This is a genomic window from Pseudomonas taeanensis MS-3, from assembly GCF_000498575.2.
Classification (GTDB): domain Bacteria; phylum Pseudomonadota; class Gammaproteobacteria; order Pseudomonadales; family Pseudomonadaceae; genus Aquipseudomonas; species Aquipseudomonas taeanensis.
This window is the reverse complement of the sequence record NZ_AWSQ01000001.1, coordinates 386,128-409,584: the sequence shown is the minus strand read 5'-3', so window position 1 is coordinate 409,584 and position 23,457 is coordinate 386,128. Positions and strand designations below refer to the sequence as shown.

Annotated in this window: 20 protein-coding genes and 1 pseudogene; 13 read left to right on the top strand and 8 right to left on the bottom strand. The window is 63.5% G+C overall.

The window, feature by feature from the left end:
* Positions 1 to 25 precede the first annotated feature (25 nt).
* The 3 genes from TMS3_RS01750 to TMS3_RS01740 all read left to right on the top strand — a co-directional run bounded on the left by TMS3_RS01750 (position 26) and on the right by TMS3_RS01740 (position 3,325).
* Complete coding sequence (locus TMS3_RS01750; RefSeq protein ID WP_025163520.1) at positions 26 to 1,417, top strand: FAD-binding oxidoreductase; 1,392 nt, start codon at positions 26 to 28, stop codon at positions 1,415 to 1,417.
* A gap of 233 nt (positions 1,418 to 1,650) precedes the next feature.
* Positions 1,651 to 2,316 (top strand): fumarylacetoacetate hydrolase family protein, encoded by a 666-nt coding sequence (locus TMS3_RS01745; RefSeq protein WP_025163519.1) that lies wholly within the window; start codon positions 1,651 to 1,653, stop codon positions 2,314 to 2,316.
* A 100-nt stretch (positions 2,317 to 2,416) separates the two neighbouring features.
* Positions 2,417 to 3,325, top strand: coding sequence for an SdiA-regulated domain-containing protein (locus TMS3_RS01740; RefSeq protein ID WP_025163518.1), 909 nt, complete (start codon positions 2,417 to 2,419; stop codon positions 3,323 to 3,325).
* 166 nt (positions 3,326 to 3,491) lie between these two features.
* Here TMS3_RS01740 and rpiA read toward each other — a convergent pair whose 3' ends face one another.
* Entirely contained in the window at positions 3,492 to 4,163 is a 672-nt protein-coding gene (rpiA, locus tag TMS3_RS01735) for a ribose-5-phosphate isomerase RpiA (RefSeq protein ID WP_025163517.1), read from the bottom strand.
* Between the two features lie 196 nt (positions 4,164 to 4,359).
* Between rpiA and ilvA the strand changes: the two genes are divergently transcribed.
* Positions 4,360 to 5,907 carry a threonine ammonia-lyase, biosynthetic gene (ilvA, locus tag TMS3_RS01730; RefSeq protein ID WP_268787833.1) on the top strand — a complete coding sequence of 516 codons (1,548 nt, stop codon included), beginning with the start codon at positions 4,360 to 4,362 and terminating at the stop codon, positions 5,905 to 5,907.
* A 4-nt stretch (positions 5,908 to 5,911) separates the two neighbouring features.
* Positions 5,912 to 6,352 carry a DUF2269 family protein gene (locus tag TMS3_RS01725; RefSeq protein ID WP_025163515.1) on the top strand — a complete coding sequence of 147 codons (441 nt, stop codon included), beginning with the start codon at positions 5,912 to 5,914 and terminating at the stop codon, positions 6,350 to 6,352.
* Positions 6,353 to 6,417: 65 nt separating this feature from the next.
* Here TMS3_RS01725 and TMS3_RS01720 read toward each other — a convergent pair whose 3' ends face one another.
* Positions 6,418 to 7,071: a histidinol-phosphatase gene (locus TMS3_RS01720; RefSeq protein ID WP_025163514.1), complete on the bottom strand. Its 654-nt coding sequence runs from the start codon at positions 7,069 to 7,071 to the stop codon at positions 6,418 to 6,420.
* 143 nt (positions 7,072 to 7,214) lie between these two features.
* On the opposite strand from TMS3_RS01720, the gene TMS3_RS01715 reads away from it, so the two are divergent.
* Both TMS3_RS01715 and ptsP read left to right on the top strand, forming a co-directional pair.
* On the top strand, positions 7,215 to 7,694 hold the full coding sequence (locus TMS3_RS01715) for an RNA pyrophosphohydrolase (RefSeq protein WP_025163513.1): 480 nt from the start codon (positions 7,215 to 7,217) through the stop codon (positions 7,692 to 7,694).
* Positions 7,695 to 7,718: 24 nt separating this feature from the next.
* On the top strand, positions 7,719 to 9,998 hold the full coding sequence (gene ptsP, locus TMS3_RS01710; protein ID WP_025163512.1) for a phosphoenolpyruvate--protein phosphotransferase: 2,280 nt from the start codon (positions 7,719 to 7,721) through the stop codon (positions 9,996 to 9,998).
* 39 nt (positions 9,999 to 10,037) lie between these two features.
* Here ptsP and TMS3_RS01705 read toward each other — a convergent pair whose 3' ends face one another.
* The gene (locus TMS3_RS01705) at positions 10,038 to 10,790 is read right to left on the bottom strand and encodes an NRDE family protein (protein ID WP_025163511.1); all 753 of its coding nucleotides are present in this window, start codon (positions 10,788 to 10,790) and stop codon (positions 10,038 to 10,040) included.
* 486 nt (positions 10,791 to 11,276) lie between these two features.
* Between TMS3_RS01705 and TMS3_RS01695 the strand changes: the two genes are divergently transcribed.
* The 4 genes from TMS3_RS01695 (at position 11,277) to TMS3_RS01680 (ending at position 14,860) form a co-directional block, all read left to right on the top strand.
* Positions 11,277 to 12,059 carry a sulfite exporter TauE/SafE family protein gene (locus tag TMS3_RS01695; protein WP_025163509.1) on the top strand — a complete coding sequence of 261 codons (783 nt, stop codon included), beginning with the start codon at positions 11,277 to 11,279 and terminating at the stop codon, positions 12,057 to 12,059.
* A 9-nt stretch (positions 12,060 to 12,068) separates the two neighbouring features.
* Positions 12,069 to 12,872 (top strand): prolipoprotein diacylglyceryl transferase, encoded by an 804-nt coding sequence (gene lgt, locus TMS3_RS01690; RefSeq protein WP_025163508.1) that lies wholly within the window; start codon positions 12,069 to 12,071, stop codon positions 12,870 to 12,872.
* Positions 12,869 to 13,663 carry a thymidylate synthase gene (locus TMS3_RS01685; RefSeq protein ID WP_025163507.1) on the top strand — a complete coding sequence of 265 codons (795 nt, stop codon included), beginning with the start codon at positions 12,869 to 12,871 and terminating at the stop codon, positions 13,661 to 13,663. Before lgt ends, TMS3_RS01685 begins: the two co-directional genes overlap by 4 nt.
* 129 nt (positions 13,664 to 13,792) lie before the next feature.
* Positions 13,793 to 14,860 carry a transporter substrate-binding domain-containing protein gene (locus TMS3_RS01680; RefSeq protein WP_025163506.1) on the top strand — a complete coding sequence of 356 codons (1,068 nt, stop codon included), beginning with the start codon at positions 13,793 to 13,795 and terminating at the stop codon, positions 14,858 to 14,860.
* On the opposite strand, the gene TMS3_RS01675 is transcribed toward TMS3_RS01680, so the two are convergent.
* Together TMS3_RS01675 and TMS3_RS01670 are read right to left on the bottom strand one after the other, a co-directional pair.
* Entirely contained in the window at positions 14,842 to 16,242 is a 1,401-nt protein-coding gene (locus TMS3_RS01675; RefSeq protein ID WP_025163505.1) for a DUF3482 domain-containing protein, read from the bottom strand. The genes TMS3_RS01680 and TMS3_RS01675 overlap by 19 nt on opposite strands.
* Before the next feature lie 78 nt (positions 16,243 to 16,320).
* The gene (locus TMS3_RS01670; RefSeq protein ID WP_029866049.1) at positions 16,321 to 17,721 is read right to left on the bottom strand and encodes a DUF2868 domain-containing protein; all 1,401 of its coding nucleotides are present in this window, start codon (positions 17,719 to 17,721) and stop codon (positions 16,321 to 16,323) included.
* A 136-nt stretch (positions 17,722 to 17,857) separates the two neighbouring features.
* Between TMS3_RS01670 and TMS3_RS01665 the strand changes: the two genes are divergently transcribed.
* Positions 17,858 to 18,385, top strand: a complete 528-nt coding sequence (locus tag TMS3_RS01665; RefSeq protein WP_025163503.1) for a dihydrofolate reductase — start codon at positions 17,858 to 17,860, stop codon at positions 18,383 to 18,385.
* An 86-nt stretch (positions 18,386 to 18,471) separates the two neighbouring features.
* Positions 18,472 to 19,118 (top strand): annotated as a pseudogene (locus TMS3_RS01660) (YitT family protein).
* Positions 19,119 to 19,181: 63 nt separating this feature from the next.
* Here the strand turns inward: TMS3_RS01660 and ilvD are convergent.
* The 3 genes from ilvD to TMS3_RS01645 form a co-directional block, all read right to left on the bottom strand.
* Positions 19,182 to 21,029: a dihydroxy-acid dehydratase gene (ilvD, locus tag TMS3_RS01655; RefSeq protein WP_025163502.1), complete on the bottom strand. Its 1,848-nt coding sequence runs from the start codon at positions 21,027 to 21,029 to the stop codon at positions 19,182 to 19,184.
* A gap of 273 nt (positions 21,030 to 21,302) precedes the next feature.
* Positions 21,303 to 22,178, bottom strand: coding sequence for an ABC transporter permease (locus TMS3_RS01650; RefSeq protein ID WP_025163501.1), 876 nt, complete (start codon positions 22,176 to 22,178; stop codon positions 21,303 to 21,305).
* A 13-nt stretch (positions 22,179 to 22,191) separates the two neighbouring features.
* Positions 22,192 to 23,424 (bottom strand): ABC transporter permease, encoded by a 1,233-nt coding sequence (locus TMS3_RS01645; RefSeq protein WP_025163500.1) that lies wholly within the window; start codon positions 23,422 to 23,424, stop codon positions 22,192 to 22,194.
* Between the last annotated feature and the right edge of the window lie 33 nt (positions 23,425 to 23,457).

Genomic DNA, 23,457 nt, shown 5'->3' with positions numbered 1-23,457 from the left:
CATGAATCGTTTGAGAGTTCACTTGATGACCACAACTGCCTTGATCGACGAACTAAAGACCCTGGTTGAGCCCGGCAAGGTGCTCACCGACGCCGATTCGCTCAACGCCTACGGCAAGGATTGGACCAAGCATTTCGCGCCGGCCCCTAGCGCCATTGTCTTCCCCAAGAGCATCGAGCAGGTGCAAGCCATCGTCCGTTGGGCCAATCAGCACAAGGTCGCGCTGGTGCCGTCTGGCGGGCGTACCGGACTGTCCGCCGCAGCGGTGGCAGCCAACGGCGAAGTGGTAGTCGCCTTCGACTACATGAACCAGGTTCTCGGTTTCAACGCCTTTGACCGTACCGTGGTCTGTCAGCCGGGCGTGATTACTCAGCAGTTGCAGGCCTTCGCCGAAGAGCAGGGGCTGTATTACCCGGTAGATTTCGCCTCGGCCGGCTCCAGTCAGATAGGCGGCAATATCGGCACCAATGCCGGCGGGATCAAGGTGATTCGCTACGGTATGACCCGCAACTGGGTGGCCGGGCTGAAAGTGGTCACCGGCACAGGCGAGTTGCTGGAGCTGAACAAGGACCTGATCAAGAACGCCACCGGCTATGACCTGCGCCAGCTGTTCATCGGCGCCGAAGGCACCCTGGGCTTCGTGGTCGAGGCAACCATGCGCCTGGATCGTGCGCCGCAGAACCTCACCGCCATGGTCCTCGGCGCCGCCGATTTCGACTCGATCATGCCGGTGTTGCACGCCTTCCAGAACAAGCTCGACCTGACCGCATTCGAGTTCTTCTCCGACAAGGCGCTGGCCAAGGTGCTGGCGCGCGGCGATGTGCCGGCTGCCTTCGACACCGAGTGCCCGTTCTACGCCTTGCTGGAGTTCGAGGCGACCACCGAGGAGGTGGCCGACGCCGCCCTGGCCACTTTCGAACACTGCGTCGAGCAGGGTTGGGTGCTGGATGGCGTGATGAGCCAGAGCGAGCAGCAACTGCAGAATCTGTGGAAACTGCGCGAATACATCTCCGAAACCATCTCGCACTGGACCCCGTACAAGAACGACATCTCGGTCACCGTCTCCAAGGTGCCGGCCTTCCTGCACGACATCGACGCCATCGTCGGCGAACACTACCCGGACTTCGAAATCGTCTGGTTCGGCCATATCGGCGACGGCAACCTGCACCTGAACATCCTCAAGCCGGAGGAGCTGAGCAAGGACGAGTTCTTCGCCAAGTGCGCCACGGTGAACAAATGGGTGTTCGAGATCGTGCAGAAATACAACGGCTCGATCTCCGCCGAGCACGGCGTCGGCATGACCAAGCGTGATTACCTTGCCTACAGCCGCTCGGAGGCGGAAATCGGCTATATGAAGGCGATCAAGGCGGTATTCGACCCGAACGGAATCATGAACCCTGGCAAGATTTTCCCCTGAAGGCTACTGCGGGCTTCGCGCGCCATGCTTGCGGAGTTTGCGCGCGGTAGGAGCCAGCTTGCTGGCGATGCTGTTGCGTTGCATAGGATCGCCAGCAAGCTGGCTCCTACGAAGCGCGTAGGTTGGGCTGAGCGCAGCGATAGCCCACAACCTGAGCCTTTGGTAGCAGCGACAGCGTCCTGTCGCTCGGCCATCATGGCCAGTCCAGTATTGATCAGACCTAGGAGTCGGTGATGAGTTACCAGCACCAGTATGTCGACGGCACCCATATCCACTTCCCCTTGGGCAAGGTGGTGTGCATTGGGCGCAATTACGCCGAGCATGCCAAGGAATTGAATAACCCGGTGCCGAGCGAGCCGCTGCTGTTCATCAAGGCCGGCAGCTGTGTGGTGCCGCTGGACGATGGCTTCAGCATCCCGGCCGATCGCGGTGCGGTGCATTACGAGGCGGAGATCGCCGTGCTGATCGGCAAGCCGCTGTCCCGCACGCCCAATAGTGAAGAGGTGCTGGATGCCATCTCCGGTTTCGCTCCGGCCCTCGACCTGACCCTGCGCGACCTGCAGGCCCGACTGAAGGAAAAGGGCTACCCCTGGGAGGTCGCCAAGTCTTTCGACGGCGCCTGCGTGCTGGCCCCGTTCGTCCCGGGTGACGCGCCGGAAGACCTGAGCGACATCGGCATTCGCTTGAGCATCAACGGCGAGGTGCGGCAGGATGGAAACAGCCGCGACATGCTTAATCCGATCCTGCCGATGATCCAGCACATCTGCGGCCATTTCAGCCTGCAGCCGGGCGATGTCGTTCTCACCGGCACGCCGGCAGGCGTCGGGCCGTTACATAAAGGCGACGAGCTGGTGCTAGAGTTGCCTGGCCACTCCCGCTTCGCCAGTCGCGTGCTCTAAGTATGGGGCGCCAGGAGGCGCCTCTATCGACCTCGTCGGTAATCGAACCTTAATCGCTGACCTCTAGTCTGATGGCCATCGTTCTATTGAGTTGAGCTCGATGCCTGCTGTGTTGTTCCGTGTCTCGCGTCTGCGCTGGCTGACGCTGATCGTTCTATTGGCCCTCATTACGGCGCTGGTCAACTATCAGCACTGGGATGACCGTGCTTATTTCTGGTTTAAAGAACAGCGCCTGAGTCGCGCCGATCAGCAGGCGAGCATCTGGCTGCCAGGCTATCGGGTGGTGGTCCAGGGCAGGCCGCTCGCCGGGCTGGAAGAGGATGAAACCTCCGGTCTGACCTACAACGCCGGCACCGATACGCTATTCACCGTGACCGGTAGGCATCCGCAGCTGGTCGAGTTGTCGCTCGGCGGCGATGTGCTGCGACGCATTGCGCTCACCGGCTTCGCCAATCCCGAGGGGGTCGAGGTACTCGCGGGCGGCCAGTTGGCGATCATCGACGAGCGTCTGCGCACGCTGACCGCCTTCAGTCTGGCCGCCGATGCGCTGAGCCTCGATGCGCAGGATTATCCATCCTTCGATCTGGGCTTTGCCGATGCCGGCAATAAGGGCTTTGAGGGTATTGCCTGGGACTCCCGCCGGCAGCGGGTGCTGCTGGGCAAGGAACGTGGCCCCTTGGGCTTGTTCAGCCTGGCGTTGCCTGGAGAGGACGGTGTGTCGAGTGGCCTGCAAGCCATGCCGGCAGGAAATCTGTTCGTTCGCGATATCTCCTCCCTGACTTACGACGCGCGCACCGGGCACTCGCTGGTGCTGTCCGATGAGTCACGCATGCTGCTTGAGTTGGACGGTCGCGGTGAGCCGGTCAGTTTCATCAGCCTCAGCGCAGGCCTGCATGGCTTGCGCAGCAGCATCAAACAAGGGGAAGGGGTGACCATGGATGCGGCGGGCAATATCTATATCGTCAGCGAGCCCAACCTGCTGTACGTATTCAAGAAGAACGCCGGCTAGGTGATAGAACGCGGCTCTCACATGCCGCCTGGCCTCGGCCCTCGTCGTACAGCGCCGCGTAACCCAGCATGACGTCGGCACTCGCGCCAGCCATGCTGGGTTACGTCGCGCCAGGCTCGGCTACTTGAGCGAACCACTTCGTGCGCGTATCCCCCAGCCTGGATGGCTAGCGCTTGAGCTGCCTGACGCCCTGGTCGGTGCCGAGCAACAGCAAGTCGGCAGGGCGTGCGGCAAACAGGCCGTTGCAGACTACGCCGACGATATTGTTGATCTGCGCTTCCAATTCGCGCGGGTTGACGATGCTCAGGTTGTGCACGTCGAGGATCTGGTTGCCGTTGTCGGTGATCACGCCGTCGCGATACACCGGATCGCCGCCCAGTTTGACCAGCTCGCGGGCCACATGGCTGCGCGCCATCGGGATCACTTCCACTGGCAGTGGGAAGGCGCCGAGTACCGGCACCAGCTTGCTGGCGTCGGCAATGCAGACAAAGGTCTTGGCCACGGCTGCGACGATCTTCTCGCGGGTCAGCGCGGCGCCACCACCCTTGATCAGGTTGAGGTGCTCGTCGCTCTCGTCGGCGCCATCGACATAGAATTCCAGGTCGCTAACCGTCGTCAGTTCATAGACCGGGATGCCGTGGTTTTTCAGGCGAGCGGCGGTGGCTTCCGAACTGGCTACGGCGCCGTCGAATGCCATTTTGTGCTGGGCCAGGGCATCAATAAAGCAATTGGCGGTGGAGCCAGTGCCGACCCCGACGATGCTCTTGGCGTCGAGTTGGGGGAGGATGAAGTCGACTGCCGCTTGGGCGACCGCTTGCTTGAGTTGATCCTGATTCATGCCGGGTTCCACACAGAGAGAAGAGAGACGGAGGCTGTGGATTATAGCCGCAAGCGCAGGCAAACCTCGCCCAGGATCAAGCGCTGTGTCCGCCGACTCGCCGCCAAAGCGGCATGCGCCACAGGTCAGGGTGGCTAGCGCCCGCGAGCCCCTTAGATTGCCGGTGGTCGTTCGGCGGACGCCTGGGGTAGACTCGGTGGTTCCCCGAAAGCCCGCCAGCGATGCCGCCATGCTCGAACAGTACGTCAAGAAGATCCTCACCTCGCGCGTTTATGACGTGGCGGTGGAAACCCCTCTGCAAACCGCCAACCAGCTTTCCGAACGACTGGGCAACCAGATTCTGCTCAAGCGCGAAGACCTGCAGCCGGTGTACTCGTTCAAGATTCGCGGGGCCTACAACAAGCTGGCGCAGCTCACGCCCGAAGAGCAGGCGCGCGGCGTGGTCACGGCCTCGGCCGGCAACCATGCCCAGGGTCTGGCCCTGGCGGCCAAGGTGCTGGGGGTCAAGGCGACCATCGTGATGCCCAAGACCACCCCGGAGATCAAGGTGCATGGCGTGCGCTCGCGCGGCGGCAAGGTGGTGCTGCATGGTGACAGCTTCCCCGAGGCGTTGGCCCATTCGCTGAAGCTGGTGGAAGAAAAGGGCTACATCTATGTCCACCCCTATGACGACCCGCACACCATTGCCGGACAGGGTACCGTGGCCATGGAAATTCTCCGTCAACACCCCGGCCAGCTGGACGCGATTTTCGTGCCGGTCGGTGGCGGTGGGTTGATCGCCGGGATCGCGGCTTATGTGAAGTACCTGCGTCCCGAGATCAAGATCATCGGTGTCGAACCGGACGACTCCAACTGCCTGCAGGCCGCCATGGCCGCCGGCGAACGCGTGGTGCTGAGCCAGGTGGGATTGTTCGCCGACGGCGTGGCGGTGGCGCAGATCGGCGCGCACGGCTTCGACATCTGCAAGGACTATGTCGACGAAGTCATCACCGTAAGCAGCGATGAGATTTGTGCGGCGATCAAGGACATCTACGACGACACTCGCTCGATCACCGAACCGGCCGGCGCCCTGGGTGTGGCCGGGATCAAGAAATATGTCGAGCGCGAAGGCTGCAGCGGGCAGGTACTGGTCGGTATCGACTCGGGCGCCAACGTCAACTTCGACCGCCTGCGGCATGTCGCCGAGCGGGCCGAGTTGGGCGAGAAACGCGAAGCGATCATCGCCGTGACCATCCCGGAGCGGCCGGGCAGCTTCAAGGCCTTCTGCGAAGCGATCGGCAAGCGCCAGATCACCGAATTCAACTACCGCTACCACACCGCCACCGAGGCGCACATCTTCGTCGGTGTGCAGACCCACCCGGAAAGCGACCCGCGTGCGGCGCTGGTGGAAAGCCTGCGCAGCCAGGGCTTTCCGGTGCAGGATCTGACCGACAACGAACTGGCCAAGTTGCATATCCGCCATATGGTCGGCGGCCATGCGGCGCGGGTCAGCGATGAAGTAGTGTTTCGCTTCGAGTTCCCCGAGCGGCCCGGTGCGCTATTCAATTTCCTGCAAAAGCTCGGTGGGCGCTGGAATATCTCGATGTTCCATTACCGCAACCACGGCGCTGCCGATGGTCGAGTGCTGGCGGCTTTGCAGGTGCCGGACGAGGAGCGTCATTTGATTCCCGCGGCGCTGGATGCCATCGGTTATCCGCATTGGGATGAAACCGACAACCCGGCCTACAAACTTTTTCTGGGGTAAGTCCGTGGAGCACTATCAGTTGCTGAAAATCGCCCATAGCCTGCCAGGCATTCTGCTGCTGCTCGGCCTAATAGCTCACGTGGTGATGCTGTGGAAGGCCTGGCGCGGCGGCGATGCGGCCGTATTGCAGCGCAAGCTGCGGCGTACCCGGCTGATCAGCCTGCCGCTGCTCGGGTTGCTGGCCTTGAGCCTGCCGGTCAGCGGCTGGTGGTTGGTGAATCTGGCCGCCTGGCCACTGGGGCAGACCTGGCTGCTGGCGAGTAGTGCATTGTTCGGGGTGCTGGCGGTGTTGCTGCTGTTGCTGGCCGCTCGTCTGTCGGCTTGGCAGGCTCTGGGCGACACTCCGGCGCCGGCCCGCTTGCTGCGTTTTACGGCCGCTTATGCCGGGCTGATACTGCTGCTGGTGCTGGTGATCATGGGGCTGATGGGCGCCAAGCCGGCCTGAGGCTGGCTGGCAGACAAAAACGCCGCCTGCTCAGGCGGCGTTTTTCGTTGTGCAGCCGGCTCGTGTCAGCGCAGTGAAATCACTGGCCAGCCGCGCTTTTGTGCTTCGTCGCGCAGGTTCGCGTCGGGGTCGACTGCCACCGGGCGGGTTACCTGCTCGAGCAGCGGCAGATCATTCATCGAGTCGCTGTAGAAACAGCTGTCGTCCAGGTTGAAGCCTGTTTCCTGCAACCAGCGATTCAGGCGGGTGACCTTGCCTTCGCGGAAGCAGGGCACGTCGGTGGTGCGACCGGTGTAGCGACCGTTATGCATCTCGCACTCGGTGGCCAGCAGGGTGTCGACCCCCAGGCGCGCGACAATCGGTGCGGTGACGAAGCGGTTGGTGGCGGTGATGACCAGCAGCTTGTCGCCGGCGGCGCGGTGTTCGGCCAGCAGGGCCTCGCCCTTGCTCAGGATGATCGGCTCCACGCAGTCGCGCATGAACTCGCGGTGCCACTGTTCGAGCTGAGCCATCTCGCTGCGGCCGAGGATTTCCAGGCTGAAATTCAGGTAATCGGTGATATCCAGTTGTCCGGCTAGATAGTCCTGGTAGAAGGCATCGTTGCGCGCCTTGTAAGCGACGCCGTCGAGAATGCCGCGCGCGCACAGATAGTCGCCCCAGGCGTGGTCGCTGTCGCCGCCGAGCAGGGTGTTGTCGAGATCGAATAGAGCCAAACGCACGGGACACCTTTAAATAAAAACATCGAATGGCGGCCAGAATAGCGGCTTTTAGCGGCCATTCCTATTAGGCTTGTCCGTCGCGTTGCCGCTGCTGCGGCCTTTGTGGAACAATGCCGAAACATGCGTTTACGAGGTTGTGCGCCGTGATCGATCCAGATGGTTTTCGTCCCAATGTCGGCATCATCCTGACCAATGAGGTCGGCCAGGTGCTGTGGGCGCGTCGGATTAACCAGGAGGCCTGGCAGTTTCCGCAAGGTGGAATCAACGACCATGAGTCGCCTGAAGAGGCGCTGTATCGTGAGTTGAACGAAGAAGTCGGCCTAGAGCAGCGCGATGTGAAAATTCTCGCCTGCACCCGTGGCTGGTTGCGCTATCGTCTGCCCCAGCGCCTGGTACGGACCCACAGCCAACCGCTGTGCATCGGCCAGAAGCAAAAGTGGTTCCTGTTGCGTCTGACCTCGGATGAGCAACGTGTGCGCATGGACCTGACCAACAAACCCGAATTCGATGGTTGGCGTTGGGTCAGTTACTGGTATCCACTGGGTCAGGTGGTCACATTCAAGCGCGAGGTTTACCGTCGCGCCCTTAAGGAACTCGCTCCGCGCCTGCTGGCGTTGGACTGAACTGATACGGACTAGAGCCGAACCATGCTCAATACGCTGCGCAAGATCGTCCAGGAAGTAAATGCCGCCAAGGACCTCAATGCGGCGTTGGGCATCATCGTGCAGCGGGTCAAGGCCGCCATGAGCAGCCAGGTCTGCTCGGTCTATCTGCTCGACCCCGAGAGCAACCGCTTCGTCCTGATGGCCACCGATGGCCTGAACAAGCGTTCTATCGGCAAGGTCAGCATGGCGCCGAACGAGGGCCTGGTTGGCCTGGTCGGCACGCGCGAAGAACCGCTCAACCTGGAAGACGCCGCCAGTCACCCACGCTTCCGTTACTTCGCCGAAACCGGCGAGGAACGCTACGCCTCCTTCCTCGGTTCACCGATCATTCACCACCGGCGGGTGATGGGGGTGCTGGTCATCCAGCAGAAGGAACGTCGCCAGTTCGACGAGGGCGAAGAAGCCTTTTTGGTGACCATGAGCGCCCAGCTCGCCGGAGTTATCGCGCATGCCGAGGCGACCGGTTCGATCCGTGGCCTGGGCAAACAGGGCAAGGGCATTCAGGAGGCCAAGTTTATCGGCGTGCCGGGCTCGCCCGGCGCGGCCATTGGTACGGCCGTGGTGGTCTTGCCAGCGGCCGATCTGGATGTGGTGCCGGACAAGACAGTCACCGACATCGACGCCGAGCTGGCGCTGTTTCAGACCGCCCTGGAAGGGGTGCGCGAGGATATGCGCAACCTCTCGGCGAAGATGGCCACCCAACTGCGTCCCGAGGAACGGGCGCTGTTCGACGTCTACCTGATGATGTTGGAAGACGCCGCCCTGGGCAACGAAGTGGTCAAGATCATCAAGACTGGGCAGTGGGCTCAGGGCGCCTTGTGCCAGGTGGTCAGCGAACACGTCAATCGCTTCGAGTTGATGGACGACGCCTACCTGCGCGAACGGGCGTCCGACGTCAAGGATCTCGGCCGGCGCCTGCTCGCCTACCTGCAGAAGGCTCGCCAGCAGACCCTGGAATATCCGGATAACTGCATTCTGGTCAGCGAGGAGCTGTCGCCCGCGATGCTCGGCGAGGTGCCGGAAGGCAAACTGGTCGGCCTGGTCTCGGTGCTCGGCTCGGGCAACTCGCATGTGGCGATCTTCGCCCGCGCCATGGGCATTCCCACGGTGATGGGCGCGGTCGATCTGCCCTATTCGAAGATCGACGGCATTCAACTGATCATCGACGGCTATCACGGCGAGGTGTTCACCAACCCCAGCGAGATTCTGCGCAAGCAGTACGCCGAGGTGGTCGAGGAAGAGCGCCAGCTGAGTCAGGGGCTCGATGCCCTGCGCGCCTTGCCCTGCGAGACCCTGGATGGTCACCGCATGCCTCTGTGGGTCAACACCGGTCTACTCGCCGATGTGGTGCGGGCTCAAGAGCGTGGCGCCGAGGGCGTCGGCCTGTACCGCACCGAAGTGCCGTTCATGATCAAGGACCGCTTCCCCAGCGAGAAGGAGCAGCTGGCGATCTACCGGGAGCAGTTGGCCGCTTTCCATCCCTTGCCGGTGACCATGCGTAGCCTGGATATCGGTGGTGACAAGGCCTTGTCCTACTTCCCGATCAAGGAGGAGAACCCCTTTCTCGGCTGGCGTGGTATCCGCGTGACCCTCGATCACCCGGAGATATTCCTGGTGCAGACGCGTGCCATGCTCAAGGCCAGCGAGGGGCTGAATAACCTGCGCATCCTGTTGCCGATGATTTCCGGTATCCAGGAATTGGAAGAGGCGCAGCACCTGATCCATCGGGCCTGGGGTGAGGTGCGTGACGAGGGGGTGGACATCCCGTTGCCACCCATCGGGGTGATGATCGAGATCCCCGCCGCGGTCTATCAGACCCGCGAACTGGCGCGCCAAGTGGACTTTCTTTCGGTCGGCTCGAACGACCTGACGCAATACCTGTTGGCGGTTGATCGCAACAATCCGCGGGTTGCCGACCTCTACGATTTCCTCCACCCGGCTGTGCTGCAAGCGTTGCGCAAGGTGGTCGACGACGCCCACGCCGAAGGCAAGCCGGTGAGTATTTGCGGCGAAATGGCGGGCGATCCGGCTGCGGCGGTGTTGTTGATGGCCATGGGCTTCGACAGCCTGTCGATGAACGCGACCAACTTGCCCAAGGTGAAATGGCTGCTGCGCCAGATCAGCTTGAGCAAGGCCAGGGAGCTCCTGGCCCAGTTGATGTGCAATGACAATCCGCAGCTGAATCACAGCGTCTTGCAACTGGCCCTGCGCAACCTCGGTCTGGGTCGAATGATCAACCCAGCCTCGGATATCCAGGCCTAGGGGCCCGTCCAGAGCACAGACTCCTGGCTCAGGGCCCGATCACGGCTCCAGGTCGAGACAGACATCGCCCAAATGCTTGCCGTTGGGACCATAGCTGCGTTCGACTAGTTGTCTTGTTCCGTCGGCCTTGACCAGTAGCGCCGTGCTGGCGAGGGTGCCGTAGCTGCGGGTGGCGATAAAGATGCTCGAGAGCAGCCGCTCGGTGTTCATGCCGACGCCTGTGTCCGGCAGAATCGCGTCCGCAGCCTGTTGACCATCGTGGAGCAAGTCGAGCAAGGAGGATGTCTGCGGTTCTATCAGGCATTCGCTAAGTAGTGCCTTGCCCTTTTCGACTTTCGGCCAGGGCGTATCCAGGTCTGCGTTCGACAGTCCGTAAAGCCCTTCGCTGAGTCGCTCGGGCACGCCCTTACGCGAGCTCAACATCCATAGCTCATGGCGATCGCCAATCAGCAGGTTGAAGGCCGAGTATTCACCCGCGCGTTTTGCCAAGTCCAGCAAGAAGGCCTCTGGTCCCAGCGGACCGCTCAGGTACTGCACCGGTAACTCGCCGCGGGAGCGGCCGAACGGTGGTTGGCGCGGGTCACGAATATTGGTCAGGGCGGCGAAGCGTCCGTCAGGTCCGACGCCCAGCCAGGTCCCTCCGGCCTGCAGGTCGCGTCCACCATAGATCCCCGGTGCGTCTTCCCAGGCTGCCAGCGGCAGACTGGGGCGATCATAGAACTCGTCGCGGTTGGCGGCGAGAACCAGAGGGATGTCGTGGGAGGGGCGCCAGGCGAAGACGATCAGGCACATGGTGACTCCTTAGGTATCGAATTTCTCTTGTATAGCACCGACATCCAGTTCGGCGCCAATGTGCAGGCGAACGTTATGTGCGCCGCAGCTTAGGCCAAGCTCCAAAAGAATCCGTTCCTCCATCTGGGCAGGCCTCTGCGAGGCTCCAAATGGTTGGATCAACAACCTGGGGGGTAAGCTTAGACGTAGAAATCGTCTGGCTAGCAACTTGCCGAGCGCATGTGCGATCAACTGTGCGGCAAAGCCGAAATCGGCCATTAGCAGGCGCGAGTTGCTGAAGGGCTGTCGGTTCCTAATTCCAGGCTACGGCCGCTTTCCAGGTGACTCAACTGCAGATAATTGCAGGCTCGTTTCAGTAGAGCGTGGGGCTAGGGTTGCGGGGGCGGCGGCGGTGCTTTCCCCCTCAGTGCAGTGAGCAGCCATCGCTCGTTCAGTAGAGGCAGGCGTGCGCATCCGTTACCATGCGCCTTTGCCTGGGGGGTGTCGATGGAACTGCTGCTGTATTTGCTGCTAGGCGCGGCGGCCGGCGTGCTGGCCGGGCTGTTTGGCGTCGGCGGCGGGTTGATCATCGTGCCGGTGCTGGTGCTGAGTTTTGCTGCTCAGGGCGTCGCGCCCGAAGTGCTCACGCATTTGGCCGTGGGTACTTCGTTGGCGACCATCATCTTCACCTCGATCAATTCGGTGCTGGAGCATCAGCGCAAAGGTGCGGTGCGCTGGCCGCTGTTTGTCTGGATGGCGCTGGGTATTCTGTTTGGTGCGGCGCTGGGCTCGGCGACTGCCGCGCTGATCCAGGGTCCGCTGCTGCAAAAAATCATCGGCGTATTCGCCATCATCATCGCCCTGCAAATGACCTTGGAACTGAAACCCAAGGCCAGCAGCGCGGTGCCTGGCAAGCTCGGCTTGACCGCCGCCGGTGGTGTGATCGGCTGGGCCTCGGCGATTTTTGGCATCGGTGGCGGCTCGCTCAGCGTGCCCTTCCTGACTTGGCGCAGCGTGCCAATCCAGCAGGCGGTGGCCACCTCGGCGGCCTGCGGCCTGCCCATTGCCGTGGCGGGGGCGTTGAGCTTTATGCTGTTGGGCTGGGACAATCCACAATTGCCGGATTGGAGCCTGGGGTTCGTATACCTGCCAGCGCTGGCCGGCATCGCCACCACCAGCATGTTTTTCGCCCGTTTCGGCGCCCGCCTGGCGCACCGCCTGTCGCCGCGCGTGCTCAAGCGTCTGTTCGCCCTGCTGCTGTTCAGCGTGGGCCTGAATTTTTTGATTTGAGGAAGTGAAATGCTGCCTTACCCGCAGATAGACCCGGTGGCCATCGCCCTCGGCCCGTTGCAAATCCATTGGTACGGACTGATGTACCTGATCGGTATCGGCGGAGCCTGGCTGCTGGCCTCGCGCCGCCTGCAGGCGTTCGACCCGCACTGGAACAAGGAAAAACTCTCCGACCTGGTGTTCTGGGTGGCCATGGGGGTGATCCTCGGCGGCCGTCTGGGCTATGTGCTGTTCTACGATCTGGAAGCCTACCTGGCCCAGCCGAGCCTGATCCTGCAGGTGTGGAAGGGCGGCATGTCGTTCCACGGTGGCTTTATCGGGGTGATGCTGGCGACTTGGTGGTTCGGCAGTCGCAACGACAAGAGCTTCTTCCAGCTGATGGACTTCATCGCGCCGCTGGTGCCCATTGGCCTGGGTGCCGGGCGCATCGGCAATTTCATCAATGCCGAACTCTGGGGCAAGGCAACCGATGTGCCCTGGGCGATGGTCTTCCCGACTGACCCGCAGCAGTTGGCGCGGCATCCGTCGCAGCTGTACCAGTTTGCCCTGGAAGGCGTGGCGCTGTTCGCCATCCTCTGGTTCTATTCGCGCAAACCACGCCCGACCATGGCGGTTTCGGGCATGTTCGCCCTGAGCTACGGGGTCTTTCGCTTTATCGTCGAGTTCGTCCGGGTGCCGGACGCCCAGCTCGGTTACCTGGCCTGGGGCTGGCTGACCATGGGCCAGGTGCTCAGCCTGCCGATGATCCTCGGCGGCATCGGCTTGATCGCCTGGGCCTATCGCCGGCAACCCGCCCAGGGAGCCGCGCAATGAAGCAGTACCTCGACCTGATGCGCCTGGTGCGCGAGACCGGTACCTTCAAGAGCGACCGCACCGGCACCGGCACCTACAGCCTGTTCGCCCAGCAGATGCGCTTCGACCTGGCCGCGGGCTTTCCTTTGGTCACCACCAAGAAGTGCCACCTCAAATCCATCATCCACGAGTTGCTGTGGTTCCTCCAGGGCGATACCAATATCAAATACCTGAAGGATAACGGCGTCAGAATCTGGGACGAGTGGGCCGATGAGAACGGCGACCTCGGCCCGGTCTACGGCTACCAGTGGCGAAACTGGCCGGCGCCCAACGGTGAGTCGATCGACCAGATCACCAACCTGGTCGCGATGATCAAGCGCAACCCGGACTCGCGCCGGCTGATCGTCTCCGCCTGGAACCCGGCGCTGGTCGAGCAGATGGCTTTGCCGCCGTGCCACGCGCTGTTCCAGTTCTACGTGGCTGACGGCAAGCTCAGCTGCCAGCTGTACCAGCGCTCGGCGGATATCTTCCTCGGCGTGCCCTTCAATATCGCCAGCTATGCACTGCTGACCCTGATGGTCGCCCAGGTCTGCGACCTGCAGCCGGGCGAGTTCATCTGGACCGGTGGCGACTGCCACCTGTACGCCAACCACCTCGAGCAGGCCGACCTGCAACTGACGCGCGAGCCGTTGCCGCTGCCGCGCATGCAGCTCAATCCAGCGGTCAAGGATCTGCTGGCCTTCAAGTTCGAGGACTTCGAGCTGCTCGGCTATCAGGCGCACCCGCACATCCCCGCGCCAGTGGCGGTCTGAGCCCGCAGGCGTGAGACCTACCTGGGCGAGAACGCGCGCCCAGGTTTTTAAGCCGCAGAGTCTCGGCAGCGGGGTCAACCCTGGTTTTTGTTACTCTGGGTCCTGTTTGAGCCGGGGAGGGCCTTGTTTATGCCGAGAATTCTGAGCGTCTTGCTGCTGTTTTGTCTGGTCCTGCCGAGCTGGGCAGACGAGCCGTCCGGGCCGGTGTTGCGCGTTGGCATCAGCGAAGTGCCACCGTTCGTGATCCATGAAGAAAATGGCAACTGGCGCGGCATCAGCATCGACCTGTGGAAGGACATCGCCGAGAAGCTGGGTTACCGCTTCGAGTTGCAGCCCATGGCCTTCAAGGAGCTGCTGCCCGGTCTCGAGGCCGGCAAACTGGACGTTGTGGTCGGTGCCCTGACCATGACTGCCGAGCGCGAGGCGCGCTTCGACTTCACCCATCCCTTCTATCAGACCGGTCTGGCTATTGCGGTGCCCAGAGGCGGCGAAGGCAGTGCCTGGAGCACGGTCAAGGGGCTGCTGTCCTGGCAGTTCGTCAGCCTGGTACTGGGCCTGGCAGCGCTGCTGTTGCTCGTCGGAGCACTGGTCTGGGTGTTCGAGCGGCGCCACAATCAGGAGCAGTTCGGCGGTAGTCCGGCTCAGGGGTTGGGTTCCAGCTTCTGGTGGGCGGCGGTGACCATGACCACCGTGGGCTATGGCGACAAGGCCCCGGTGACCCTGGGCGGCCGGCTGATCGGCCTGGTCTGGATGTTCGCCGGCTTGATCATGGTGTCGACCTTCACTGCGGCGGTCGCCAGCGCCCTGACCGTGGGCAATTTGCAGGGTGGCATTCAAGGCGTCGAAGATCTGCGTCGGTCCCATGTAGCGACTATCGACAAGACCGTCAGCGCCCGTTTTCTAGAAGGCCAGCGCATCCGCCACAGCAGCTATCCGAATCTGCTCAGCGCCATGCGTGCGGTACAGCAGGGTGAGACGGACGCGGTGGTCTACGATCTGCCGATCCTGCAGTACCGCAATACCGAGATGGATAATGGCGGCTTGCGGGTGCTCTCGGGCACCTTCGAGAATCAGGCCTATGCTTTCGCTGTGGCCAGCGGCAGCCCTTATCGCGAGCCACTCAGCCTGGAGATCCTGCGGGTCACCGGCAGCGACGACTGGGCCAAGTTGCTACAGATTTACCTCGGTACGCCTTGAGACGGTTGTAGGTCTTCCAGCAGCAGGCGGGCTAGCTCATCCACCTCGGCACCCCGCTCCGGGGTGTCGCGCCAAGCGTTTGCTTGCAGGCTCGACCAGTGCGGGTGAGCGCGGGCCTTGCGCAATGGCTCGGGCAGTTTGTTTTCGCGCCAGCCTTTGTCCTGCGTTGTGTCCAGCTGGATCGCCGTGGTCGCCGCGTGGCCCCGCGCTGCCAGTGCGTTGAGCAACTGGCGCTGACGCAGGGCCAGCAGACGCAGTACGACGTCGTCCACCGTCAATTCGCGTTGCCCCCTGAACTTGCCGAGTAGTCGTCCGCCATAGTTGCGCGCGGTCTGCAGGCCGCCGCCGGCCAGGGCGCCGAGCAACGCGGCGGCGCCGAGGGTGATGCCGCCAACCAGTAGATCGATGCCGGCACCGGCCGCCGCGCCGGCGGCCATGCCACCGCCGACTTTGACCCCGAGCTGTTTGAGGGTTTCCGGGTTGAACAGGTCGTCGCCCCAGCGCCCGTCGAGCAGCGGCAGCTCGCCGGCCCGGGCGTCTTCCGGGCGAAAGGCGTAGAGACGCAACAGGGCATCGACACAGCGCTGTTCGCGCTGGCGAATGGTCGCGCGCAGTGCGCGGATCGCGTCTTGTTCCTGCGCGGCGTCGTTGGCCACGCTGCTGCGGTAGGCGGCGCAGTCGAGCAGCAGTTCGGCGATCAGCCGGGCGCCGCTGTGTTGGCGGGCCAGACGTTGGCGTTCATGGTCGTCGATCAGCCGTTGCAGGGGCTCGCGGGCTTTTTCCTGAAGCAGCGCCAGGCTCTCATACAGGCGCCGTTCGCCGTCCTGGGGTGGCGCCACGCTGTCGAAGCGCACCAGCGCATGCAGGCCGAGGCGGGCCAGGGTGTCGCGCCACTCATCTTCGCGGTGATTGGCGCTGGCAACGAAGTTCAGCACCGGCAGTAGCGGTCGGCCGCACAGACTCAGCACTGCCAGTTCGTCACGGTACTTGGCCAGCACCGGTTCGCGTGCGTCGATCACATAGAGGCCGGCGTCCGAGGCCTGCAACTGGCGCAGCACCTTGGCCTCTTGCTCGAAGCGCTGACGCGCCTCGCTGCTGTCGAGAAACCGTGCCAGCCTGGCCGGGCCATCCAGGCGTTCGCCAGGGCGGTCCTGGCGCTCCAGGTAATCGAGCAGGGCAATGGCGTCTTCCAAGCCGGGGGTGTCGTACAACTCCAGCAGCGCCTGGCCGTCCACCGACAGCCGCGCACCTTCGACATGCCGGGTGGTGCTGGCCCGCGGCGAGACTTCGCCGAAACCGACGTCGCGGGTCAGGGTGCGCAGCAGCGAGGTCTTGCCGACGTTGGTGTGGCCGACCACGGCCAACTTGAGAGGCTGACTCACGAGATAGTGCTCCGTAGCCCGGATGCAATCCGGGACAAGCCGGCGCTGATGTTCCCGGATTGCATCCGGGCTACGGTTTCAGTCATGACCCTGCTCCAGCCAGTTCAGCGGCGCGCCGTCACTGTGCACCAGTTGCAGCTGCTCCAGAGCCTGATGCCAGTTACCCAGGCGCTCACTGTCGAGGGCTTCGCCGGGTGGCGGTGGCAATAACCAGATGCGCGTGGCGCCGGCGCAGCGGGCCAGTTCAGCGAGCAGCGCCAGGCTGCCGCGATCCGGCGAACGGCGGGGGTCGCAGGCGATGGCCAGGCGCGCCGGCGGAAAGCGTGTGAGTTGTTCGAGCAGGCGCTGGCGCTGCTCGCGGCTGTCGATCACCCCGGCGTTGGCAATGTTCTTGGGCAGTGCTGGCGGCCAGGGGCGGCGGTCGTCCAGTTCAATGGCGACCAGCAGCGCGCCCTGGCTCTGCAGTGGGCCGGCGCCGGTTTGCGGCTGATGCAGCTGCGCCGGTGCCGCATCGCAGATGCCCAGGCGCTCGCTGCTCGGCTGCAGGCGTTCACGCAGCAGGCCGTAGCCGGGCAACTCGGTATTCAATTGCAGGGCTGCGCAACCCAGGCGCCAGCGCCACAAGCACAGCAGGGCCAGCAGCAGGCGCGGCAGCAGGCCATACACCAGCAGCACGCCGACCAGCCAGCCGGCCCAGCTGTGCCGTGCCGCTTCACTGAGCAGGGCGCTGTCGCCGCTGGCGCGGATCAGCTCGGCATCCGGCAGGGCGAAACCGAGCAACGCCGGCAGCGCGCCGATGGCCTGGGTCAGGGCGATAAAGGTCTGGCTGCCGAGAATCGTACTTTCCCAGACGAAGCCATAACGGCGGGTGGAGAGCAGGAGTAGCAGGGTCGCCAGGGCCGCGAGCGAGGCCAGCAGCCACAAGCCATTCACCAGCACACCCAGGCCCCAACGGCTCAGGCGTTGGCGCTGCAACAGTACCAGCAGCGCCGGCGCCAGTTGCGCGGCGCTGGCGTCACGGGCGAGTTTTTCGCTGAGCCATAGCCACAACCGGCCCAGGGCGCCGGCGTTGTCGCGCGTCAGGAGCAGGCCGAGGACCCAGCCGAGCAGCAACAGCAGGTTGAGGCCCAGCAGGCTGCCCAGGGCCCAGAACACGTTGACCGGACGCTGGCCGTCCCCCAGGGCCGCAACCGCCAGGCCGATACCGCTGAGCAGGGCCAACAGCAGTAAGGCGGCAAGCGCCAGTTGCGCGCCCTGGCGCCAATGCAACAGCGCCTGCCACTGGCCGTCGCGCTGGGCGAGGAACAGGGCGCGAGCCTGGATGCGCTGCGCCAGCGTGCCGCCATCCGCTCGGGCGCGGCGGTTGGCCTCGTTGTCCTCCAGCAGGCCGGCGTGTTCCTCGCGCAGGCGAATCGCTTCGGTCAACCATAGGCGTTGCAGTGGGGTCGGAGAGGTGTCGGCAGTCACGCGGCTTCTCATTGGCGAGGTCAGGGGCTGAGCATAACCGCTGCCATCGGCTTGGGCTAAGTCCCGTCAGCAAAGGAAGCCGCCACGCGTAGGAGTCGCTCGACTCGACAGCGAGGCGCCTGGCTGCGCGGGTGTCGGTCGCTCTGCTATGCTCGCCGCCATGAACACTACTCTCCCCCTCTGCCTGATCGCCGCCCTCGCGCAGAACCGCGTGATTGGCCGCGACAACCAAATGCCCTGGCACCTGCCGGCGGATCTCAAGCACTTCAAGGCGCTGACCCTGGGCAAGCCGATCATCATGGGGCGCAAGACCTGGGATTCCCTCGGTCGGCCATTGCCGGGCCGGCTCAATCTGGTGGTCAGCCGCCAGCCCGGACTGGCACTGGAGGGAGCGGAAGTTTTCCCGTCGCTGGATGCCGCCTTGGTGCGTGCCGAAGCCTGGGCTCGTGAACAGGGTGCCGACGAGCTGATGCTGATCGGCGGCGCGCAGCTCTATACGCAGGCATTGGAACAGGCCGACCGGCTGTACCTGACACGGGTGGAGTTGTGCCCTGAAGGCGATGCCTGGTTCCCCGCGTTCAACCAGGCCGACTGGCAGCGTGAGACCTTGGAACAGCATCCGGCCAGCGCGGACACGGCGGCCTACGCCTTCGAGACCTGGGTGCGGGCTGAATAGCCGCTTTCTTGATCCCGGCCAGTTCCGCTGGGACGTCATTGCCCTAGCATCCGCGCTTCGTTCACTGCATTCACAGGTGTAGCACCATGGCTGACGCCAACTCCGAGAATCCGCCGGCGGATGCCATTGCGGCGATCTTTATCCGCCATCCGCTATGGGAGGACGCCCTGGCGCTGCTGATGGGTACCGCCATGGTCGCCCTGGGTATCGTGCTCTATGGCCACGCGGGGCTGCTGACCGGCGGCACCGTCGGTCTGGCCTTCCTGCTCAAGTACCTGCTCGGTTGGCCGTTCGGCTGGCGTTCTTCCTGATCAATCTGCCGTTCTATGGCTTGGCCATCTGGCGCATGGGCTGGCAATTCACCCTGCGTACTGTCTGCGCGGTCGGCCTGGTGTCGCTGCTGGCTGAGTTGACCCCGCAGTGGATCGGCTTCGCCCAGCTGAATGTGGTCTATGCGGCGCTGTTCGGCGGCTTCGCCATGGGGCTCGGCTTGCTGATGTTGTTCCGTCATCGCGCCAGCCTGGGCGGCGTGAATATCCTCGCGCTGTACCTTCAGGAGCGCTTCGGCCTGCGCGCCGGCAAGGTGCAGATGGGTATAGACGCGGTGATAGTGCTGGCCGCGGTGTTCATCGTGCCCGCGGACAAGGTGGCGTTGTCGATCCTCGGAGCGCTGGCGCTGAATATGGTGCTGGCGATCAACCACCGTGCCGGCCGCTATATGGGTGTGAGTTGAGCGCTATGCCGCAGACATGAAAAAGCCCGGCAGTGCGCCGGGCTCTTGCGTTGCTGCCGAGGTTTATTTAACCAGGCGATCGAGTAGCTCTTTATCGCGCACCGCGCCCTTGTCGGCGCTGGTAGCCAGCAGGGCGTAGGCCTTGAGCGCGGTGGTGACCTTGCGTGGGCGCACTTCGACCGGCTTCCAGCCTTTCTTGTCCTGTTCGTGACGGCGGTGGGCAATTTCCTCGTCGCTGACCAACAGGTTGATCGAACGCTCGTGGATGTTGATCAGGATCTTGTCGCCTTCGCGCACCAGGCCGATGGCACCGCCGGCAGCAGCTTCCGGCGAGGCGTGACCGATCGACAGACCCGAGGTGCCGCCGGAGAAGCGACCGTCGGTGAGCAGGGCGCAGGCCTTGCCCAGGCCCTTGGACTTCAGATAGCTGGTCGGGTAGAGCATTTCCTGCATGCCCGGGCCGCCTTTCGGGCCTTCGTAGCGGATGATGACGATGTCGCCTTCCTTGACTTCGTCATTGAGGATGCCGCGCACCGCACTGTCCTGACTCTCGAAGATCTTCGCGTTGCCTTCGAATACGTGGATCGACTCATCCACCCCGGCTGTCTTCACCACGCAGCCGTCCAGAGCGATGTTGCCGTACAGCACGGCGAGGCCGCCTTCCTGCGAGTAGGCGTGTTCGACGCTGCGGATGCAGCCGTTCTCGCGGTCGTCGTCCACTGTGTCCCAGCGGGTGCTCTGGCTGAACGCGGTCTGGGTCGGGATGCCGGCCGGGCCGGCACGGAAGAAGGTGTGCACGGCTTCATCGTCGGTCTGGGTAATGTCCCACTGGGCGATGGCCTCGGCCAGGGTCGCGCTGTGCACGGTCGGCAGGTCGGTGTGCAGCAGGCCGCCACGGGCCAGGGAGCCGAGAATGCTGAAGATGCCGCCGGCGCGGTGCACGTCTTCCATGTGGTATTTCTGGATGTTCGGCGCCACCTTGCACAGCTGCGGTACGCGGCGTGACAGGCGGTCGATGTCGCGCAGGTCGAAGTCGACTTCGCCTTCCTGGGCCGCGGCCAGCAGGTGCAGGATGGTGTTGGTCGAACCACCCATGGCGATGTCCAGGGTCATGGCGTTTTCGAACGCCTTGAAGCTGGCGATGTTGCGCGGCAGGGCCGACTCGTCGCCGTCCTGGTAGTAGCGCTTGCACAGCTCGACCACGGTGCGTCCGGCCTGCAGGAACAGCTGTTCGCGGTCGCTGTGGGTAGCCAGGGTCGAACCGTTGCCGGGCAGGGCCAGGCCGAGGGCTTCCATCAGGCAGTTCATCGAGTTGGCGGTGAACATGCCGGAGCAGCTGCCGCAGGTCGGGCAGGCGCTACGCTCGTACTCGGCGACCTTCTCATCGCTGGCGCTTTCGTCGGCGGCGATCACCATGGCGTCGACCAGATCCAGGCCGTGGCTGGCCAGTTTGGTCTTGCCGGCTTCCATCGGCCCGCCGGAGACGAAGATCACCGGAATGTTCAGACGCAGGCTGGCCAGCAGCATGCCGGGGGTGATCTTGTCGCAGTTGGAAATGCACACGATGGCATCGGCGCAGTGGGCGTTGACCATGTATTCCACGGAGTCGGCGATGATCTCGCGGCTCGGCAGCGAATAGAGCATGCCGTCGTGGCCCATGGCGATGCCGTCGTCGACGGCGATGGTGTTGAATTCCTTGGCCACGCCGCCGGCCTTCTCGATCTCGCGGGCGACCAGCTGGCCCATGTCCTTCAGGTGCACGTGGCCGGGCACGAACTGGGTGAAGGAGTTGGCGATGGCGATGATCGGCTTCTTGAAGTCCTCGTCCTTCATCCCGGTGGCGCGCCACAGGGCGCGAGCGCCGGCCATGTTGCGACCGTGGGTGGAGGTTTTCGAGCGGTAATCTGGCATGGCGATAAGTCCTGCAGAGGCTAATCAGGTAGCGGCGGCTGAAAACGGCTGCGCTACGTTTTCAAAGGGCTGTTGCTGCGTATGGTGAGCCGGGTTCAGGCCCAAGGCAAACGGAAGTGACCGCGTGCGGGGCTGGCGACGAGATGGCGCGGGATCAGCGCTGGCTCGGCCGGGGCTTACAAGTCCGCCAAGGGTGGGCAGGAAAGGGATGATTCTAATCCCAGCGGGCGCTACGGCGAAAGGTCGAGTCGGCGGCGGCTCGACGACTGCCGCTCAGGACGTCGCGGCAGGGGGGACGTCGGCCTCACTGCCGCGCAGTCGTGCGGCGCGCCGGCGCAACAGCTCGATGGTGATCAGCAAGGCGATGGACACCAGGATCAGCAGGGTGGCGATGGCCAGGATGCTCGGGTTGATCTGCTCGCGCAGGCCCGAGAACATCTGCCGTGGAATAGTGCGTTGCTGCGGCCCGGCCATGAACAGGATGACCACCACTTCATCGAAAGAGGTGATGAAGGCGAACAGTGCGCCGGAGATCACCCCGGGGCGGATCAGCGGCATGATGATGTCGAAGAACACCCGCAGTGGAGTGGCGCCCAGGTTCACCGCCGCTCGCGCCAGGGAATAGTCGAAGCCGGTCAGGGTGGCGGTGACGGTGATGATGACGAACGGGGTGCCGAGCGCCGCGTGGGCCAGGATCACCCCCAGGTAGCTGCCCGCCAGACCCAGTTCGGAGTAGAAGAAGAACATCCCGGCGGCGGTGATGATCAGCGGCACGATCATCGGCGACAGCAACAGGGCGGTGATCAGGCGCCGTAGCGGCATGTCGTCGCGGGCCAGGCCGACTGCCGCGCAGGTGCCCAGTACGGTGGCGATGAGGGTGGCGAAAAAACCGATAAAAAAGCTGTTCTGAATCGCCAGGATCCATTTCGGATCATCGAATATGGCCTGGTACCAGCGTAGCGAGTAGGCCTCGGGCTGCAGGCGCAGCATGCCTTCGGTGAAGCTGAAGAAGGGCTCGATATTGAACGACAGCGGCACTATGACCAGGATCGGCAGGATCAGGAACAGCAGCACCAGCCACGAACTGACTTGCAGCAGCCTGGCGCCGAGGCGGTGCCAGATACCGAAATGCGCAGGAATCATGCTCATAACCCCTCTGTTCCTAGCCCAGCTTGATATTGCTGGCGCCGACGTAGCGGTCGTACAGCCAGTACAGCAGCAGGATCAGCGCCAGCAGCAGGGAGCCGAGCGCGGCGGCCAGTTCCCAGTTGCTCGAACGCTGCATATGGAAGGCGATGATGTTGCTGATCATCTGCCCATCGGTGCCACCGACCAGTGCCGGAGTGATGTAGTAGCCCACCGAGATAATGAACACCAGCAGTGCGCCGGCGCTCAGGCCCGGCAGGGTCATCGGGAAGTAGATGCGCACGAACGCGGGGATCGGCTTGGCGCCGAGCGACATGGCCGCGCGCAGGTAACTGGCGTCGATGCCGCGCATCACGCTGTACAGCGGCAGAATCATGAACGGCAGGAGGATATGGGTCATGGCCACCACGGTGGCGAACGAGGTGTAGAGCATCTCGAAGGGCCGACCGATCAGGCCGGCGCTGAGCAGGAAGGAGTTGATCACGCCGTTGGTCTGCAGCAGCGCGATCCAGGCGGTGGTGCGCACCAGCAGTGAGGTCCAGAACGGCAGCAGCACCAGCACCAGCAGCAGGTTGGCGCGGTTCTCCGGCAGGTTGGCCAAGTAGTAGGCCAGCGGATAGCCGAGTAGCGCGCAGAGCAGGGTAATCACCAGCGCCATGTTCAGGGTCTTGCCGTACAGCTGCAGGTAGATCTGCGTGTCTTCGCGGACCTGGATGCCCTGGTCCGGGTGCAGTTCCAGATCCAGGGCGGTCAGGTAGTAGTCGTAGGTGTAGACCTGGCCGGCACGCTGGATGGCGTACCAGAGTTCCGGCTTGCTCCAGTTGCGGTGGGCCTTGAGCAGGGTTTCGGCGCCCTGGCTAGGCAGTTGTTCGGGTTTCAGTCGGCCAATCTTCCGGGCGCTGGATTTGACCGCGCTGGACATGCCGGCATACGAGCGGTTGATCTCCTCGGCCAGTTTGCCGGACAGGCGTCGTTTGGCCAGGCCGTGCAGTTCGCTGGCGAACAGCGTCAGGGTTTTCTGGTCCGGGATCTGCTGACCGTCCCAGTGTTGCAGTTCGGCCAGGGTCAGCGGAATCAGTTCGGCCACTATGGGGTGATGCACGCTGCGCCAGAGCATGCTGCCGATTGGCGCAACGAAGGTCAGCAGGATGAACAGCAGCAGCGGCACCACGAAAATAAAGGCGTTGAGGCGCTTCTTGCGACGGGCACCGGCGGCTTGGCTGGCTTCACTAGTGGTCAGGGTTGACACGCAAGTCCTCCGCTAAATCGGCACAGGCTGAGA

Bases quoted from the DNA above. Each gene is read 5' to 3' on its own strand.
- TMS3_RS01750 (WP_025163520.1), top strand. From the start codon at position 26: ATGACCACAACTGCCTTGATCGACGAACTAAAGACCCTGGTTGAGCCC.
- TMS3_RS01745 (WP_025163519.1), top strand. From the start codon at position 1,651: ATGAGTTACCAGCACCAGTATGTCGACGGCACCCATATCCACTTCCCC.
- TMS3_RS01740 (WP_025163518.1), top strand. From the start codon at position 2,417: ATGCCTGCTGTGTTGTTCCGTGTCTCGCGTCTGCGCTGGCTGACGCTG.
- rpiA (WP_025163517.1), bottom strand. From the start codon at position 4,163: ATGAATCAGGATCAACTCAAGCAAGCGGTCGCCCAAGCGGCAGTCGAC.
- ptsP (WP_025163512.1), top strand. From the start codon at position 7,719: ATGCTCAATACGCTGCGCAAGATCGTCCAGGAAGTAAATGCCGCCAAG.
- TMS3_RS01705 (WP_025163511.1), bottom strand. From the start codon at position 10,790: ATGTGCCTGATCGTCTTCGCCTGGCGCCCCTCCCACGACATCCCTCTG.
- TMS3_RS01695 (WP_025163509.1), top strand. From the start codon at position 11,277: ATGGAACTGCTGCTGTATTTGCTGCTAGGCGCGGCGGCCGGCGTGCTG.
- lgt (WP_025163508.1), top strand. From the start codon at position 12,069: ATGCTGCCTTACCCGCAGATAGACCCGGTGGCCATCGCCCTCGGCCCG.
- TMS3_RS01685 (WP_025163507.1), top strand. From the start codon at position 12,869: ATGAAGCAGTACCTCGACCTGATGCGCCTGGTGCGCGAGACCGGTACC.
- TMS3_RS01680 (WP_025163506.1), top strand. From the start codon at position 13,793: ATGCCGAGAATTCTGAGCGTCTTGCTGCTGTTTTGTCTGGTCCTGCCG.
- TMS3_RS01670 (WP_029866049.1), bottom strand. From the start codon at position 17,721: ATGAGAAGCCGCGTGACTGCCGACACCTCTCCGACCCCACTGCAACGC.
- TMS3_RS01665 (WP_025163503.1), top strand. From the start codon at position 17,858: ATGCTCGCCGCCATGAACACTACTCTCCCCCTCTGCCTGATCGCCGCC.
- ilvD (WP_025163502.1), bottom strand. From the start codon at position 21,029: ATGCCAGATTACCGCTCGAAAACCTCCACCCACGGTCGCAACATGGCC.
- TMS3_RS01650 (WP_025163501.1), bottom strand. From the start codon at position 22,178: ATGAGCATGATTCCTGCGCATTTCGGTATCTGGCACCGCCTCGGCGCC.